Annotated in this window: 13 protein-coding genes; 10 read left to right on the top strand and 3 right to left on the bottom strand. The window is 67.6% G+C overall.

Annotated elements, in window-relative coordinates; genetic code table 11:
* Nucleotides 1–120 precede the first annotated feature (120 nt).
* On the bottom strand, nucleotides 121–1839 hold the full coding sequence (ggt, locus tag C1924_RS16335) for a gamma-glutamyltransferase (RefSeq protein WP_108766241.1): 1719 nt from the start codon (nucleotides 1837–1839) through the stop codon (nucleotides 121–123).
* Between the two features lie 678 nt (nucleotides 1840–2517).
* Here ggt and ilvC point away from each other — a divergent pair.
* The 9 genes from ilvC (at nucleotide 2518) to leuB (ending at nucleotide 12163) form a co-directional block, all read left to right on the top strand.
* A complete protein-coding gene (ilvC, locus tag C1924_RS16340) occupies nucleotides 2518–3492 on the top strand; it encodes a ketol-acid reductoisomerase (protein WP_108766242.1) in 975 nt (324 codons plus the stop codon).
* Nucleotides 3493–3531: 39 nt separating this feature from the next.
* Complete coding sequence (gene ilvG, locus C1924_RS16345; protein WP_108766243.1) at nucleotides 3532–5268, top strand: acetolactate synthase 2 catalytic subunit; 1737 nt, start codon at nucleotides 3532–3534, stop codon at nucleotides 5266–5268.
* Nucleotides 5252–5500, top strand: a complete 249-nt coding sequence (locus tag C1924_RS16350) for an ACT domain-containing protein (RefSeq protein WP_108766244.1) — start codon at nucleotides 5252–5254, stop codon at nucleotides 5498–5500. Before ilvG ends, C1924_RS16350 begins: the two co-directional genes overlap by 17 nt.
* Nucleotides 5501–5599: 99 nt before the next feature.
* Entirely contained in the window at nucleotides 5600–6691 is a 1092-nt protein-coding gene (locus C1924_RS16355) for a threonine dehydratase (RefSeq protein WP_108766245.1), read from the top strand.
* Nucleotides 6688–8271: a 2-isopropylmalate synthase gene (locus C1924_RS16360; protein WP_108766246.1), complete on the top strand. Its 1584-nt coding sequence runs from the start codon at nucleotides 6688–6690 to the stop codon at nucleotides 8269–8271. Before C1924_RS16355 ends, C1924_RS16360 begins: the two co-directional genes overlap by 4 nt.
* 10 nt (nucleotides 8272–8281) lie before the next feature.
* Complete coding sequence (locus tag C1924_RS16365) at nucleotides 8282–9055, top strand: class I SAM-dependent methyltransferase (RefSeq protein ID WP_108766247.1); 774 nt, start codon at nucleotides 8282–8284, stop codon at nucleotides 9053–9055.
* Between the two features lie 60 nt (nucleotides 9056–9115).
* The gene (gene leuC / locus C1924_RS16370; protein ID WP_108766248.1) at nucleotides 9116–10534 is read left to right on the top strand and encodes a 3-isopropylmalate dehydratase large subunit; all 1419 of its coding nucleotides are present in this window, start codon (nucleotides 9116–9118) and stop codon (nucleotides 10532–10534) included.
* On the top strand, nucleotides 10534–11112 hold the full coding sequence (gene leuD / locus C1924_RS16375; RefSeq protein ID WP_108766249.1) for a 3-isopropylmalate dehydratase small subunit: 579 nt from the start codon (nucleotides 10534–10536) through the stop codon (nucleotides 11110–11112). The genes leuC and leuD overlap by 1 nt, the downstream gene beginning before the upstream one ends.
* Complete coding sequence (gene leuB / locus C1924_RS16380; RefSeq protein ID WP_108766250.1) at nucleotides 11102–12163, top strand: 3-isopropylmalate dehydrogenase; 1062 nt, start codon at nucleotides 11102–11104, stop codon at nucleotides 12161–12163. The genes leuD and leuB overlap by 11 nt, the downstream gene beginning before the upstream one ends.
* 177 nt (nucleotides 12164–12340) lie before the next feature.
* Here leuB and C1924_RS16385 read toward each other — a convergent pair whose 3' ends face one another.
* Both C1924_RS16385 and C1924_RS16390 read right to left on the bottom strand, forming a co-directional pair.
* A complete protein-coding gene (locus tag C1924_RS16385) occupies nucleotides 12341–15502 on the bottom strand; it encodes an efflux RND transporter permease subunit (RefSeq protein WP_108766251.1) in 3162 nt (1053 codons plus the stop codon).
* A 4-nt stretch (nucleotides 15503–15506) separates the two neighbouring features.
* Nucleotides 15507–16637, bottom strand: coding sequence for an efflux RND transporter periplasmic adaptor subunit (locus tag C1924_RS16390; RefSeq protein WP_108766252.1), 1131 nt, complete (start codon nucleotides 16635–16637; stop codon nucleotides 15507–15509).
* Between the two features lie 121 nt (nucleotides 16638–16758).
* On the opposite strand from C1924_RS16390, the gene C1924_RS16395 reads away from it, so the two are divergent.
* Nucleotides 16759–17436 carry a TetR/AcrR family transcriptional regulator gene (locus tag C1924_RS16395; RefSeq protein WP_108766253.1) on the top strand — a complete coding sequence of 226 codons (678 nt, stop codon included), beginning with the start codon at nucleotides 16759–16761 and terminating at the stop codon, nucleotides 17434–17436.
* Nucleotides 17437–17516: the final 80 nt, after the last annotated feature.

The following is a 17516-nucleotide window of genomic DNA, read 5'->3' on the forward strand; positions in this document are numbered from 1 at the left end:
TGCCAAGCCTCCAGGGACGGATTCACGGCGTCCCCCGACCAACCCACCCGCCCGGCCCAATCACATGATCCCGCGCCCACGCCCCACCGCAGAGTGGGCTGCGCCCGTTGGTCGGGAGACTCAGTACCCCGCCGCCTGCCCGTCCTTGCGGCTCTCCGAAGCGCCGTAGTACACCCCGCTTTCCGGATCACGCATGATCGCCTGGTAGCCACCATACGGGCCGTCGGCAAACACGATGCGATGCCCCTTGCGCATCAGCGCACGCACCGTCTCGTACGGGAAGCCCGTTTCCAGGTTCACCTCACCGCCATCGCTCATCGCCGTCGCCTGTCCGGTAGGTTCGGTCGACCCCTCGTGCTGGATGCGCGGCGCGTCGCCGGCTTCCTGCAGGTTCATGCCGAAGTCCACCAGGTTCATCACGATCTGCGCGTGCCCCTGCGGCTGCATCGCGCCGCCCATCACGCCGAAGCTGGCGTACGGCTTGCCATCCTTGGTGATGAAACCGGGGATGATGGTCTGGAACGGACGCTTGCCAGGCGCGTAGCCGTTGGGATGGTTCTTCTGCAGCACGAACATCTCGCCACGGTCCTGCAGGATGAAGCCCAGCCCCGGCGGCGCCATGCCGCTGCCCATGCCGCGGTAGTTGGACTGGATCAGCGACACCATCATGCCGTCGGCGTCGGCCACGGTCATGTAGATCGTGTCGCCCTCTTCCAACTGCTTGGGCGTGCCGGGCTGCACTTCCTTCAGCGCCTTGTCCATCGAGATCAGCGCGCGGCGCTGGGCGGCGTAGTCCTTCGAGATCAGCTTCTGCACCGGTGCCGGCTGGAAGGCCATGTCGGCGTAGAAGCGCGCACGGTCGGCGAAGGCCAGCTTCTTGGCTTCGACGAACAGGTGCACGTGCTCGGGCGAGCCAAACGGAATCTTCGAGAAATCGTAGCCTTCCAGCACGTTGAGGATCTGCAGCGCAGCGATGCCCTGGCTGTTGGGCGGCAGCTCCCACACGTCATAGCCTCGGTAGTTGCTGCTGACCGGCTCGACCCACTCGCCATGGTGGTCGGCCATGTCCTGGTAGCTCAGGTAGCCACCGTTGGCCTTGAAGTAATCGCCGATGGTGTGGGAAATGGCGCCCTTGTAGAAGGCATCGCGGCCGCCGTCGGCAATCTGCTGCAGGGTATTGGCCAGGTTCGGGTTCTTCCACATCTCGCCCTTGCGCGGGGCGTGGCCGTTGATGGTGAACTGTTCGCTGAAACCGGGGTACCTGGACAGCTTCGGTACCGAACGGTCCCAGTAGTAGGCGATCACTTCGGCCACCGGATGGCCTTCACGGGCATAGCGGATGGCCGGGGCCAGGTTGTCGGCCATCGGCTTGCGGCCAAAGCGTTCATGCAGCGCGAACCAGCCGTCGACCGCGCCGGGCACCGACACCGGCAGCGGGCCAGTGGCCGGAATGTCCTTCAGTCCGCGGCGCTGGAACTCGGCCAGGGTCAGCGACTTCGGCGAACGGCCCGACCCGTTGTAGCCGTACAGCTTCTGCGTCCTGGGATCCCAGACGATGGCGAACAGGTCGCCGCCAACACCGTTGCCGGTCGGCTCCATCAGCCCCAGCGTGGCATTGGCGGCGATGGCGGCATCCACCGCCGAGCCACCGGCCTTCATCACATCCAGCGCGACCTGGGTGGCCAGCGGCTGCGAGGTGGCAGCCATGGCGTGCGGGGCGATCACCTCCGAGCGGGTGGCGAAGGTCTGGCCGGTGATGCGATCGGCGGCGAAGGACACGGTCGGCAGGGCGGACAGCAGGGCGGCGGCCAGCAGGGAACGGGCAATACGTCGGGACACGGTCGGTTTCCGATGGAAGGGTGGTCCCCGATCTTCGCCGCTGCGGCCTGCATGCGGTATCGGGCAGAGGTCATGGGCGCCTGGGCACCGCGGCGGGAGCAGCCGGGGTCGAACACAACAACCCCCTCATTCCCGCGCAAACACCCCCCTGAAAAGAGTGAATTCGGGTTCACCGAAACATTTTCAGAAGCAACCATCCTTGCGCCACAAGCGATTGCGCCGGATGCAGCGGAAACCAAAAAAAAATCGGTTGCGAGGGTTGACACTGCCGAATGGGCCATGTTTCTCTCGATCACATGTTGCACCACACCACGCCACTGCGAACCCACGTTGAAGCCGCCGACAGCGGCGCCGCCTCGCTGCGTTCGATTCTTGTGCTCGTACTTATTACCCAACCTACAGGTGCGGGACGAGCCAGCGTGTAAGCAACAGACACACCGGAACTCATCAAAAACCCGCACCCGCCCCGGTGCGGGTTTTTTCATTTCAAGACCTGGTTTCAGACGCAACCACCATGAACACCGCCAACTGCAAAACCCGGACCTGCCACACCACGACGCCTCGTGGTGGCTGTGCCCGTGCGATGCCCGGCGCCTCCCCCACCGTTTTCCCCTGACCGGCCGGTACGTCACTTCGACTGCCGGCCGTCTTTTTCTTCCCACGCAAGGAACCTCCCCCATGAGCACCAACGACCTGCCCCAGACCAAGATCGCCGTCATCGGCTACGGCAGCCAGGGCCGCGCCCACGCACTGAACCTGCGCGAATCCGGCTTCGACGTGGTGGTAGGGCTGCGTCCGGGTGGCCCGACCGAGGCCAAGGCCCAGGCCGACGGCTTCACCGTGGTGGCGCCGGCCGAGGCGGTGAAGAACGCCGACCTGGTCGCCGTGCTGACCCCGGACATGGTGCAGAAGAAGCTCTACAACGAGGTGCTGGCGCCGAACATGAAGCAGGGTGCCTGCCTGTTGTTCGCCCATGGCCTGAACGTGCACTACGGCATGATCGAGCCGCGCGCCGACCTGGACGTGGTGCTGGTTGCGCCGAAGGGCCCGGGCGCGCTGGTGCGCCGCGAGTACGAGATCGGCCGTGGCGTGCCGTGCATCTGGGCGGTCTACCAGGATGTCAGCGGCAAGGCGGCGCAGCATGCCCAGGCCTACGCCGCCGGCCTGGGCGGCGCCCGCGCCAACCTGATCCAGACCACCTTCAAGGAAGAAACCGAAACCGATCTGTTCGGCGAACAGGCCGTGCTGTGCGGCGGTGCCTCGGCGCTGGTGCAGGCGGGCTTCGAGACGCTGGTCGAAGCGGGCTACCAGCCGGAAATCGCCTACTACGAAGTGCTGCACGAACTGAAGCTGATCGTGGACCTGTTCTACGAAGGCGGCATCTCGCGCATGCTGGAATTCATCTCCGAGACCGCCCAGTACGGTGACTACGTCAGCGGCCCGCGCGTCATCGACGCCGGCACCAAGGAGCGCATGAAGGAAGTCCTGAAGGACATCCAGGACGGCACCTTCACCAAGAACTGGGTGGCCGAGTACGAAGCGGGCCTGCCGAACTACAACAAGTTCAAGCAGGCCGACCTGGAGCACCCGATCGAAAAGGTGGGCAAGGAACTGCGCGCCAAGATGGTCTGGTTGCAAGGACAGGCCGCGTAACCACGCGGCCCTCCCCCACCCGCTTTGCAAGGTTCCCCCATGAACTCTCCCACACACCGCAGCGCGCCGCCCAACGGCGCGCGCTGGCTGACCCAGGCGCTGGAGGCCGAGGGCGTCCGTACGCTGTTCGGCTATCCCGGCGGCACCATCATGCCGTTCTACGACGCGCTGGTGGATTCGTCGCTGAAGCACATCCTGGTGCGCCACGAGCAGGGTGCGGCGCTGGCAGCCAATGGCTTCGCCCGCGCCAGTGGCCAGGTTGGCGTCTGCGTGGCCACCTCCGGCCCCGGCGCGTCGAACCTGGTCACCGGCATCGCCGATGCGATGCTGGATTCGGTGCCGATGGTCTGCATCACCGGCCAGGTCGGTACACCGCTGCTGGGCACCGACGCCTTCCAGGAACTGGATGTGTTCGGCCTGACCCTGCCCATCGTCAAGCACAGCTGGCTGGTGCGCAGTGTCGATGACCTGCCGCGCGTGGTGGCCGATGCCTTCCGCATTGCGCGCGAGGGCCGCCCCGGCCCGGTGCTGATCGACCTGCCGAAGGATGTGCAGCTGGCCGATGCCAGCCACCTGCCTGCGCACGTGCCGGCCAGTGTCCAGCCGCCGGCAGCAGCGGCCGATGCCGCCATCGCAGAGGCCATCGCCGCGCTGGCCGCCGCCGAGAAGCCGGTGGTCTACGCCGGCGGTGGCATTGCCCTGGGCGAGGCCGTGCAGGATCTGCGCGACTTCGTCGAGGCCAGCGCCATCCCCACGGTGATGACCCTGCGCGGCCTGGGCGCACTGCCGCCGCAGCACCCGCAGTCGCTGGGCATGCTGGGCATGCACGGCACCCGCGCGGCCAACATGGCGGTGCAGGAAAGCGACCTGCTGCTGGTGCTGGGTGCGCGCTTCGATGACCGCGCCACCGGCAAGCTGGCCGAGTTCGCGCCGTTCGCCCGTGTCGTCCACATCGACGCCGACGCCTACGAGATCTCCAAACTGCGCAGCGCCGATGTCGCGGTGCCCGGCAATGTCAGCCATGCCATCCGTGCCCTGCGTGCGGCCTTCCCCTCCCTTAAGGCCCACCAGGATGCATGGCGCAAGCGCTGTGCCCAGCACCGCGACCGCTTTGCCGCCCGCTACGACGCGCCCGGCCAGCACATCTACGCTCCGGCGCTGCTGAAGCGTCTGAGCGAAGTGGCGCCGGCCGATACGGTCATCGCCTGCGATGTCGGCCAGCACCAGATGTGGGTGGCCCAGCACTGCCGCTTCAATCACCCGCGCAACCATCTGACCAGTGGCGCGCTGGGCACCATGGGCTTCGGCCTGCCGGCGGCGATGGGGGCGCAGTTCGCCTGCCCCGATCGCACCGTGGTGCTGGTGTCCGGCGATGGCAGCTTCATGATGAACGTGCAGGAGCTGGCCACCATCGCCCGCTGCCGCCTGCCGGTGAAGATCGTGCTGCTGGACAACAGTTCGCTGGGCATGGTGCGGCAGTGGCAGGAACTGTTCTTCGCCGAGCGTTACAGCGAGATCGACCTGTCCGACAACCCGGACTTCGTGGCCCTGGCCAAGGTGTTCGGCATCGCCGCCAGCCGCATCGACAACCGCGACGACGTGGAAGGTGGCCTGGCCGCACTGCTGGCCGAACCGGGCCCGGCCCTGCTGCACGTGGCCATCGACGCCCGCGCCAATGTGTGGCCGCTGGTGCCGCCCAACACCGCCAACAGCACCATGCTGGAAAGCAACCCCGCCCACGCCCGCCAGGAGACCCCCAATGCAATACCGGCTTGACCTGGTGCTGCACCCGGCCGAAGGCGCGCTGCTGCGTGTGATCGGCATGGCCGAGCGCCGCGGCTTCGCCCCGCGCGCCATCAACGGCGCGCCGGTGGCCGCCGATGACGGACGCTGGCACCTGCAGCTGGTGGTCGATGGCCAGCGGCCGCCGGACACCCTGTGCCGGCAGATGGAAAAGATCTACGACTGCGTGTCGGTACAGCTGACGCCCGTGGAAGGAGCTGCCTGATGAACACCCGTACCGTAGCGACCACGGTGCCGGCACGGAGGCGTCTTCTTCGTCGCCCGTGCCCGCGCCCGGCGCTCGCCGGCACCCCGCTGGTGGCCCATGCCGGCCGCTGATGCCAGCAAGGAAAGCGATGTCGGCGACGTAAGCGTTGCCGATGTACTGGCTGCGCAGGCCCGCCTGCGCCGCTTCCTGCCGCCTACCCCGCTGCACCATGCCGAGCGTTTCGGTACCTGGCTGAAGCTGGAAAACCTGCAGCGCACCGGTTCCTACAAGGTGCGCGGCGCATTGAATGCGCTGCTGGCCGGCCGCGAGCGCGGCGACACCCGCCCGGTGATCTGCGCCTCGGCCGGCAACCATGCCCAGGGCGTCGCCTGGGCCGCCTACCGCCTGGACGTGCCCGCCATCACCGTGATGCCGCATGGCGCACCGGCCACCAAGATCGCAGGCGTCGCCCACTGGGGCGCCACCGTGCGCCAGCATGGCAACAGCTACGACGAGGCCTTTGCCTTCGCCGTCGAACTGGCGCAGCGCCATGGCTATCGTTTCCTGTCCGCCTTCGACGATGCCGACGTGATCGCTGGCCAGGGCACGGTCGGCATCGAACTGGCCCCGCATGCACTGGACGTGGTGATCGTGCCCATCGGTGGCGGCGGCCTGGCTTCCGGCGTGGCGCTGGCCCTGAAATCGCAGGGCGTGCGCATCATCGGCGCGCAGGTCGAGGGCGTGGATTCCATGGCCCGCGCGATCCGTGGCGACGTCGACGAGATCGCCCCGGTGCCGTCGCTGGCCGATGGCGTGCGGGTGAAGGTGCCCGGCTACCTGACCCGCCGCCTGTGTGCCTCGCTGCTGGACGATGTAGTGATCGTGCGCGAAGCCGAGCTGCGCGAAACCCTGGTCCGCCTGGCCCTGGAAGAACACATCATCGCCGAGGGTGCCGGTGCGCTGGCCCTGGCCGCTGGCCGTCGCGTGGCGGGCCGCCGCAAGTGCGCGGTGGTCTCCGGCGGCAACATCGATGCCGGCGTCCTGGCCGGCCTGCTCACTGACATCCGCCCCCGGCCGCCGCGCAAACCGCGCCGGCGCCGCAGTGAAACCCCGCGCTCGCCCAGCAAGGCCAGCGCCCCCGCCTCCCCCACCTCTTCCCCTTCCAACCTGCAAGCCGTCGCGCCCGCTGTCGAGGAGATTTCCCTGTGACCACCATCGAACGAATTACCACCCCGCGCATCCGCATCTTCGACACCACCCTGCGTGACGGCGAGCAGTCCCCCGGCTGCAGCATGAGCCCGCCGCAGAAGCTGGTGATGGCGCGTGCGCTGGACGAACTGGGCGTGGACATCATCGAGACCGGCTTCCCGGCCAGCTCGCAGTCCGACCGCGAAGCGATGGCCCTGATCGGCCGTGAGCTGCGCCGCCCGAGCCTGACCCTGGCCGTGCTGTCGCGCTGCCTGCAGGCCGACATCGAAACCTCCGCACGCGCCCTGGAAGCAGCGGTCAGCCCGCGCCTGCACGTGTTCCTGTCGACCAGCCCGCTGCACCGCGAACACAAGCTGCGCTTGACCCGCGAGCAGGTGCTGGAATCGGTGCACAAGCATGTGACGCTGGCGCGCTCGTACATCGACGATGTGGAATTCTCGGCCGAGGATGCCACCCGCACCGAGCTGGACTATCTGGTTGAAGTAGCCCGCGTGGCCATCGCCGCCGGTGCCACCACCATCAACCTGCCCGACACCGTGGGCTTCACCACCCCGGAAGAGATCCGCGCGATGTTCCAGCAGGTGATCGCCGGCGTGGCCGACGTCCCGAACGCAGCCAACGTGATCTTCAGCGCGCACTGCCACAACGACCTGGGCCTGGCCGTGGCCAATTCGCTGGCCGCCATCGAGGGCGGCGCGCGCCAGGTCGAGTGCACCATCAATGGCATCGGCGAGCGCGCCGGCAACTGCTCGCTGGAAGAAATCACCATGGCGCTGAAGGTGCGCCAGGCGTTCTACGAACAGGACACCGCGATCAACACCCCGCGCATCGTCGGCACTTCGCAGCTGCTGCAGCGCCTGGTAGGCATGCCGGTGCAGCGCAACAAGGCCATCGTGGGTGCCAATGCGTTCGCCCATGAATCGGGCATCCACCAGCACGGCATGCTGCGCCACCGCGGCACCTACGAAATCATGCGCCCGGAAGATGTGGGCTGGGAAGATTCGCAGATGGTGCTGGGCCGCCACAGCGGCCGCGCCGCCGTCGAATCGCGCCTGCGTGCGCTGGGCTTCTGGCTGGAAGAGGACGAACTGAAGCTGGTGTTCGAGCAGTTCAAGGGCCTGTGCGAGCAGCAGCGGGTGGTCACCGATGCCGACCTGCAGACCTTGATGCAGGGCGGCGCGGATTCCCAGGGCTACCGCCTGGCCTCGATGACCATCAGCGATGTCGGCAGCCGTGCCAACGCCCTGGTCGAACTGTCGGACCCGGAAGGCAACCGCGTGGCCGAAACCGCGCAGGGCGACGGCCCGGTCGATGCGCTGTTTGGCGCACTGTCTTCGGCCACCGGCGTGCAGCTGCAGCTGGACAGCTACCAGGTGCACAGCGTCGGCATCGGTGCCGATGCGCGTGGCGAAGCCAACCTGAGCGTGCGCCACGAAGGCGTGGAGTACGACGGCACCGGCACCAGCAAGGACATCATCGAAGCCTCCGCGCTGGCCTGGCTGGACGTCGCCAACCGCCTGCTGCGCCAGCGCCAGGCCGCTGCCAGCAACACCGAAACCCCGACCGCCGCCACTGCCTGAGGAAGCTGAGATGAGTGCCTTCGACACCCCCACCCCGGCCGCCGGCCAACAGTGGAATGCCCAGGACTATGCGATCGATGCCGGCTTCGTGCCGCTGCTCGGCGGCGCGGTCGCGCGCCTGCTCGATCCGCGCGCGGGTGAGCGCATCCTCGACCTGGGCTGTGGCGATGGCGTCCTCAGTACCGAACTGGCCCTGAGCGGCGCGCGCATCCACGGCGTGGATGCATCGCCGGAACTGATCCATGCCGCCCGCGCGCGCGGCGTCGATGCACAAGTGATGGACGGCCACGCGCTGACCTTCACTGACGAATTCGATGCCGTTTTCAGCAATGCCGCGCTGCACTGGATGGGCAACCCGGACCGCGTGCTGGAAGGCGTGCGCCGCGCCCTGCGACCCGGTGGCCGCTTCGTCGCCGAATTCGGTGGCCATGGCAATGTGGCCACGATCATCGCCGCAGTGCAGGCCGCACGCGCCGCCCATGGCCACGGCGCCAGCGCATTCCAGTGGTACTTCCCCACCGCCGATGCCTACGCCGACCGCCTGCGCCAGCATGGCTTCCAGGTGCAGCTGATCGAGACCACGCCGCGCCCGACCGCCCTGCCCAGCGGCGTGACCGGCTGGCTGCGCGTGTTCGCCGCACCGCTGCTGGACGATCTGCCGGCCGATGCCCGCGCCAACGTGCGCGAGGCCGCTGCGGCGTTGCTGGACGACCTGCCGCGCAATGCGGCCGGCCAGCCCCTGGCCGATTATGTGCGCCTGCGCGTGCTCGCCCGCCGTCGCTGACTTGACCGTTTCATTTTCTTTACTGATGTTTGTTATCTCGTACTTCTGCCAGGCATACGCATGACTTCCGCACCCCGCACCCTGTACGACAAACTGTGGGACGCCCACGTGGTGGTTCCCGAATCCGACAGCGCCCCCGCCGTGCTGTACATCGACCTGCACCTGATCCACGAGGTCACCTCGCCGCAGGCGTTCACCGAACTGCGTGCGCGTGGCCTGGCGCCGCGTCGCCCGGACCGCACCAAGGCGACCATGGACCACTCCACGCCGACCCTGCCGGCCGGTGCGGACGGCAAGCTGCCCTATGCCAGCGCCGCCTCTGAGGCGCAGGTGGCCACCCTGGCGCGCAACTGCGCCGAGTACGGCATCGAACTGTTCGACATGGCCTCGGACAACCGCGGCATCGTCCACGTCATCGCCCCGGAACAGGGCTTCACCCAGCCGGGCATGACCATCGTCTGCGGTGACAGCCACACCTCCACCCACGGCGCTTTCGGTTCGCTGGCCTTCGGCATCGGCACCAGCGAAGTCGGCCACGTGCTGGCCACGCAGTGCCTGCTGCAGCGCAAGGCCAAAACCTTTGCGATCACCGTTGATGGCGCGCTGGCGCCCGGCGTCGGTGCCAAGGACGTGGTGCTGCACATCATCGGCGTGATCGGCGTCAACGGCGGCACCGGCCATGTCATCGAGTTCCGCGGCAGCACCATCGAAGCGATGGACATGGAACAGCGCATGACCCTGTGCAACATGTCGATCGAGGCCGGCGCGCGCGCCGGCATGGTGGCGCCGGACCAGGTCACCTTCGACTTCGTCGCCAACACCCCGCGCGGCCCCAAGGGCGCCGATTTCGATGCCGCCGTGGCACGCTGGCAGCAGCTGCGCAGCGATGAGGGTGCACGCTTCGACAGCGAAGTGCACATCGACGCCGCGGACATCCGCCCGACCCTGACCTGGGGCACGCACCCGGGCACCGCCATCGCCGTGGATGCGCCGATTCCTGCCGCCAACGATGCCGCCGCGCAGAAGGGCCTGGACTACATGCACTTCCAGTCGGGCAAGGCGCTGGCCGGCACACCAGTGGACGTGGTGTTCGTCGGCTCGTGCACCAACGGCCGCCTGAGCGACATGCGCGAGGTGGCGCAGGTACTGCGTGGCCGCCACGTGGCCGACGGCGTGCGCATGCTGGTGGTGCCGGGCTCGGAAATCGTCAAGCGCCAGGCCGAAGCCGAAGGCATTCACGAGATCGTGCGCGCGGCCGGTGCCGAGTGGCGCGAGCCGGGCTGTTCGATGTGCATCGCCATGAACGGTGACCTGGTCGCCCCCGGCCAGCTGGCCGTGAGCACCAGCAACCGCAACTTCGAGGGCCGCCAGGGCCCCGGTTCGCGCACCCTGCTGGCCTCGCCGATGAGTGCGGCGTGGGCGGCAGTGAAGGGCGAGGTGGCCGACACCCGCGAACTGTTTGCACAGGAGGTGGCGTGATGGCCGGTTTCCGTACCCTGACCTCGTCCAGCGTAGTGCTGGCGCAGACCAACATCGATACCGACCAGATCATTCCGGCGCGGTTCCTGTCCACCACCGAGCGTGCCGGCCTGGGCCGCAACGCCTTCAATGACTGGCGCTGGCAGGCCGACGGCTCGCCCGTCGCCGACTTCGCCTTCAACCAGCCGCACAACGCCGGCCGCAGCATCCTGCTGGCCGGCCGCAACTTCGGCTGCGGTTCCTCGCGCGAACATGCGCCGTGGGCGCTGACCGATCTGGGCCTGCGCGCCATCGTCAGCAGCGAGATCGCCGATATCTTCCGTGGCAACTCTTTGAAGAACGGCCTGCTGCCGATCGTGCTGGACGAGGCCGACGTGCAGGTGCTGATGCAGCGCCCGGACGATGAACTGACCATCGACGTGGCCGCACGCGAGCTGCGTACGCCGGACGGCCGCGTCTATTCCTTCCCGCTGGATGGCTTCTCGCAGACCTGCCTGCTGGAAGGTGTCGACCAGTTGGGGTATCTGTTGGGCCGTGTCCCTGAAATCGAACGTTACGAGAGTGAGCATGCACGCTGAGATTGTTGTCCTGCCCGGTGATGGCATCGGCCCGGAAGTCGCCGCTGCTGCGGTAGCCGTCCTGAAAACCGTCGCCGAACGCTTCAACCACACCTTCACCTTCAGCGAGCACGACATCGGTGGCATCGCCATCGACCGCCATGGCGAACCGCTGCCGGCGTCCACTCTGGCCGCCTGCCAGGCCGCCAACGCGGTACTGCTGGGCGCCGTGGGCGGCCCGAAGTGGTCCGACCCGAACGCCAAGGTGCGCCCGGAACAGGGTCTGCTGGCCATCCGCAAGGCACTGGGCCTGTACGCCAACCTGCGCCCGGTGCGCACCCATGAAGCCGCACTGCACGCCTCGCCGATCAAGGCCGAGCTGCTGCAGGGCGTGGACTTCGTGGTGGTGCGCGAGCTGACCGGCGGCATCTACTTCGGCGACAAGACCCGCGATGCGGACAGCGCCAGCGACCTGTGCCGCTACACCGTGGCCGAGATCGAGCGCGTGCTGCGCAGTGCGTTCCGCCTGGCCCAGCAGCGCCGCGGCAAGGTCACTTCGGTGGACAAGGCGAACGTGCTGGAAACCTCTCGTCTGTGGCGCGACGTGGCCGCGCGCATCGGCCGGGAGGAGTTCCCGGACGTGGCGCTGGAACATCAGCTGGTTGATTCGATGGCCATGCACCTGCTGGCCAAGCCGCGCGAATACGACGTGATCGTGACCGAGAACATGTTCGGCGACATCCTCACCGACGAGGCCTCGATGCTGGCCGGTTCGCTGGGCCTGCTGCCGTCGGCCTCGCTGGGCGAGCCGGGCGCAGTGGGCATCTACGAGCCGATCCATGGTTCGGCGCCGGACATTGCCGGCAAGGGCATCGCCAATCCCTACGCGACCATCTTCAGCGCCGCGATGCTGCTGCGCCATTCGCTGGGGCTGGAAGCCGAAGCCGCGGCCGTGGAAGCAGCCGTGCATGCGGTGCTGGATGACGGTGTGTTCACCGCCGACCTGGCAGCCAAGGGGCAGGCGGTCAGCACCGCTGCCGCCACCGACGCGGTGCTGGCCAAGCTCTCCTGATCTGCTGGCGTCACGCGGGCATTGCACGCAGCCACCCATGGGGTGGCTCTACCGTGGATGGGGTCGGATTCCTTTCCGCAGGAAAGGGCTCTGACCCCGGCAACGACAGGGGACGCGGTCCGGAGCGCTGGGGTCAGAGCCCTTTCCCTGCGGGAAAGGGATCCTACCCCGGCACCATCAATCGCGCGCCTCGTTCGGCTTGACCCGGAACCACGCCGCGTACAGTGCAGGCAGGAACACCAGCGTCAGCACGGTGCCGACAATCAGGCCGCCCATGATCGAGATCGCCATCGAGCCGTAGAACGCACTGCGCGACAGCGGGATCATCGCCAGCACCGCCGCCAGCGCGGTCAGCACGATCGGGCGGAAGCGGCGCACCGTGGCGTCGATGATCGAATGCCAGCGGTCATGCCCGGCATCGATGTCCTGCTGGATCTGGTCGATCAGGATCACCGAATTGCGCATGATCATGCCCGCCAGCGCGATGGTGCCCAGCAGCGCCACGAAGCCGAAGGGCGCGCGGAACAGCAGCAGGAACAGGGTGGCACCGATGATGCCCAGCGGTGCGGTCACCAGCACCATCGCCGCCCGCGAGAAACTGCGCAGCTGCAGCATCAGCAGGGTCGCCACCACGATCAGGAACAGCGGCATGCCGGCCTTGATCGAATCCTGGCCACGCGCCGAATCCTCCACCGTGCCGCCGGTTTCCAGCAGATAGCCACTGGGCAGCTGCGCACGGATACCGTCGAGCGTCGGCAGGATCTGCTGCACCACGTCCAGCGGCTGCATGCCATCGCCGATGTCGGCACGCACGGTCACGGTCGGCAGGCGGTTGCGGTGCCAGATGATGCCGTCCTCGAAGCCATACTCCATCGTGGCCACCTGCGAGAGCGTGATGCTGCCGCCGTTGCCCGCAGGCATGGCCAGGCTGGACAGCAGCTGCAGCTGGTCACGCTCGTCGGCCGGGCCGCGCAGCAGCATCTCGATCTGGCGGTTGCCTTCGCGGTACACGCTCACCGATTGCCCCGCCAGCGAACTGGCCAGGAACTGGCTGACCTGTGCACTGCTCACGCCCAGCGCGCGTGCACGTTCCTGGTCGATCACCAGGCGCACCACCTTGCTCGGCTCGTCCCAGTCCAGGTTGACGTTGATGACGTGCGGATTCTCACGCACCTTGGCCTCGACCTGGCGCGCGATGGCCTGCACCTGCTCGATGTGTTCGCCGGACACGCGCATCTGCACCGGGTAGCCCACGGGCGGACCGTTTTCCAGGCGCGTAACGCGCATCTGCACGTCCGGGAACTGCGGAATGACCTCCTTCATCAACCACGCGCGTGCGGTCTCGCGGGCATGGGTGTCCTTGGCCAGCACCACGAACTGGGCGAAATTGGTCGCCGGCAGCTGCTGGTCCAGCGGCAGGTAGAAGCGCGGCGAACCGGTGCCCACGTAGGACACATAGTTGGCGATGTCCTCGCGACCCTGCAGCAGCTTTTCCAGCTTCTCGGCCTGGGCCTGGGTCGAACGCAGCGACGCACCTTCGGCCAGTTCGATGTCGACCATCAGTTCCGGCCGGGTCGAATCGGGGAAGAACTGCTGCGGCACGAAGCGGAACATCATCAGCGAAAACACGAACAGGCCGATGGTCGCGGCGATCACCCACCAGCGGTGGCGCAGGCACGCGTCGAGGAAGCGGCGGAAACGCGTGTAGAACGGCCGCTGGTACGGGTCATGGTCATGACCGTGCTCGGCCGGACGCAGCAGGTTGGCCAAGGCCGGGTAGCGGTCGGCCCATTGCCGGCGCCTCGCCAGCCAGCGCGCGGACAGGCTGCCCGGCTTCGGCGGCTGCGGATTGAACAGGTCCGGCAGCATCTTGTCCCCCAGGTAGGGGATGAACAGCACCGCCGCGATCCACGACACCACCAGCGCGATGGTCACCACCTGGAACAGCGAACGGGTGTACTCGCCGGTGCTGGAGGCCGCCGTGGCGATCGGCAGGAAGCCGGCCGCGGTGATCAGGGTGCCGGTCAGCATCGGGAACGCGGTCGATTCCCAGGCGAAGCTGGCCGCACGCAGTCGATCGTAGCCCTGCTCCATCTTGGTGGCCATCATCTCCACCGCGATGATCGCATCGTCCACCAGCAGGCCCAGCGCCAGCACCAGCGCGCCCAGCGAGATCTTGTGCAGGCCGATGTCGAAGTAGTGCATGACGAAGAAGGTCATCGCCAGCACCAGCGGAATGGTGACCCCCACCACCAGGCCGGTACGCAGGCCCAGCGAGAAGAAGCTGACCAGCAGCACGATCACCACGGCCTCGGTCAGCACCTGCACGAACTCGCCGACGGATTCTTCCACCGCCTGCGGCTGGTCGGACACCTTGCGCAGCTGCATGCCGGTGGGCAGGGTCTTCTGCAGGCGCTCGAACTCCGCATCCAGGTTCGCACCCAGCTTGAGGATGTCGCCGCCGTCCTTCATGGCCACGGCCAGGCCGATGGCCTCTTCGCCCATGAAGCGCATCTTCGGCGAGGCCGGATCGGCAAAGCCGCGCTTGACCTCGGCGATGTCGCCCAGGTGCACGGTGCGCTCACCGGCACGCACCGGGAACTGCCGGATCGCCTCGATGCTGTCGAACTGACCGGTCACGCGCAGCTGCACGCGGTCGGTCGGCGTTTCAAAGAAGCTGGTGCCGGTCACCGCGTTCTGGTCGGCCAGCGCCTGCTGCACCTGTTGCATCGACAGGCCCAGGGTGGCCAGGCGGGTGTTGGACAGCTCGATCCACACCTTCTCGTCCTGCAGGCCGACCAGGTCGATCTTGCCGACATCGGGCACGCGCTGCAGTTCCAGCTGGATGCGGTCGGCGTAGTCACGCATCACCGCATAGTCGAAGCCTTTGCCGGTGAGTGCATAGATGTTGCCGTAGGTGTCGCCGAACTCATCGTTGTAGAACGGGCCGACGATCTCACGTGGCAATGTCGCGCGGATGTCGCCCACGCGCTTGCGCACCTGGTACCACAGGTCCGGAATCTGCTTGGAGCGCAGGCTGTCGCGGGCCATGAAGATCACCTGCGATTCGCCCGGGCGCGAGTACGAACGGATGAACTCGTACTCGCCGGTGTTCATCAGCGCCTTCTCGATCGGCTCGGTCACCTGCCGCGATACCTGCTCGGCGGTGGCGCCGGGCCACTGCGTGCGGATGACCATCGCCTTGAAGGTGAACGGCGGATCTTCGGACTGGCCCAGGTGCTTGTACGACCACGCGCCGATGACCGCGAAGGCAAGCATCGCGAACAGCACCAGCGGGCGATTGGCCAGCGCCCATTCGGAAAGATTGAAACGGCGCACCGGCTTACTCCTTGGCCTTCGGCGCGGCGGCCGGCGTGGCCGGCTTCAGCACCGGGCGGTTCTGCCGGTCCACCGCCGTCACCGGCTGGCCCGCGCGCAGCAGGTGCCCGCCCGCCGCCACCACCCAGTCACCGGCAGCCACGCCGGACAGCACCGGCACGCTGTGGCTGCCATAGGCACCGGTGGTGACGGTCACTGCCTTCAGCGTGCTGTTGGCCGGGTCCACCACCCAGACACTGGAAGTGCCATTGGCGCCGCGCTGCAGGGCGGCCAGCGGCAGCTGCAGGGTGCCGTTGCGGCCCGCGCTGCTGAACACCCGCGCGCTCTGCCCCAGCTCGACATCGGCCAGCGCTTCGGCCGCCAGGCTCACCCGCGTGGCATAGGTCCGCGCCTGCGGATCGGCGGCGGCGGCGATCTCGCGGATCGTGCCCGGCAGACGCTGGCCCGGCCGGTTCCACAGTTCCACCTGCACCGGCTGGCCCACGGCGTAATCGCGCACGGTCGCTTCAGGCAGGTCGATCAGCACTTCGCGGGCGCCGTCGGCGGCCAGGTTGAAGATGGTCTGGCCGGCCGAGACGACCTGTCCGGCCTCGGCTTCGCGGCTGGCGATCACGCCATCGGTCGGCGCGCGCAGCTGGGCGTAACCGGCCTGGTTGCGCAGCACATCAAGATTGGCGCGCGCCGCATTGGCCTGGCCCTGTGCGGCCTTGAACGCCGCACTCTGCTGGTCCAGCTGCGAGCGGCTCACCAACTGCTGGTCGGCCAGCACCTGGTAGCGCTTGAGGTCATCGCGGGTCCGCGCCAGGTCAGCTTCGGCCGCAGCCAGCTGCGCCTGCGAGGCGCGCGCCTGCAGCGCGAAGTCGGCCACGTCCAGCTCGGCCAGCACATCGCCCTGCTTCACCCGCTGGCCGGCATCGACATGGCGCTTGACCAGATTGCCGCCCACGCGGAACGACAGCGGGCTTTCCTGGCGCGCACGGATCGTGCCCGGGAACGCGGCGGCGCCCTGCCCGGCCTGTTCGCCCGGATGCACCACCAGCACCGGCACCGCCGCCTGCGGCGCCTGCTCCGGCCCCGAACAGGCGGCCAGCGCCACCACCCACACCATACCGCCCAGCCAGCGCACGCTCTTCATCGGTCAACGTCCTGAAAACGCAGGGTTCAAACGCGAGGGAGCCGGCACGGCGGCCGACCCGAATTTAGTAAACTGGCCGGTATAGTATAAATATCGAACCGCTTGGTCTAGTATTGTCGGAATGAGTTCCCCCACTTCCCGCAAAGCGTCGGCCAAGCCTGCTGCCAAGGCCGCCGGTCCCGGGCGTCCGAAGGACCTCGGCAAGCGCGCGGCGATCCTCGAAGCCGCCAAGACCCTGTTCGTCGAGCAGGGCTATACCGGCGTGAGCATGGACAGCATCGCCGCGCAGGCGGGCGTATCCAAGCTGACCGTTTACAGCCATTTTGGCGATAAAGAGACGCTTTTCACCGAAGCTGTGCAGTCCAAGTGCATGGAAATGCTGCCGGACGCGCTGTTCGTGGCCGATGCAGAAGGCCCATTGCGCGACCAGTTGCTGGGCATCGGCCAGGCCTTTTTCGAGATGATCACCTCCGACGCGGCGATCTCGGTGCAGCGGGTGATGATGGCGCCGGAAACCGACGAGCGCCTGCGCGAGCTGTTCTGGCAGGCCGGCCCGGAGCGTACCTGCGAGGCGCTGGCCGATTTCCTGCGGTCGCGCACCGCGCGCGGCGAGCTGGAAATCACCGACTTCCGGCTGGCCGGCCAGCAGTTCCTGACCCTCATCAAGGGCGAAGTCCATATGAACCGGATGTGCGGCATGCCGCTGTCACCGGGGCAATGCGATGCTTCCAGCCACGTGCCCGACAGCGTCGATTTCTTCCTGCGCGCCTATGCGCCGCGAGGGGCTGGAACCGCCTGAAGCACGAAACTGAACGAACCGGAGGTCGCGATGACTTCCGGCACTGCGACCCCGGCCACCCGGCAGCTGATGCTCTGGGC

This window comes from Stenotrophomonas sp. ESTM1D_MKCIP4_1, from assembly GCF_003086895.1.
Taxonomy (GTDB): domain Bacteria; phylum Pseudomonadota; class Gammaproteobacteria; order Xanthomonadales; family Xanthomonadaceae; genus Stenotrophomonas.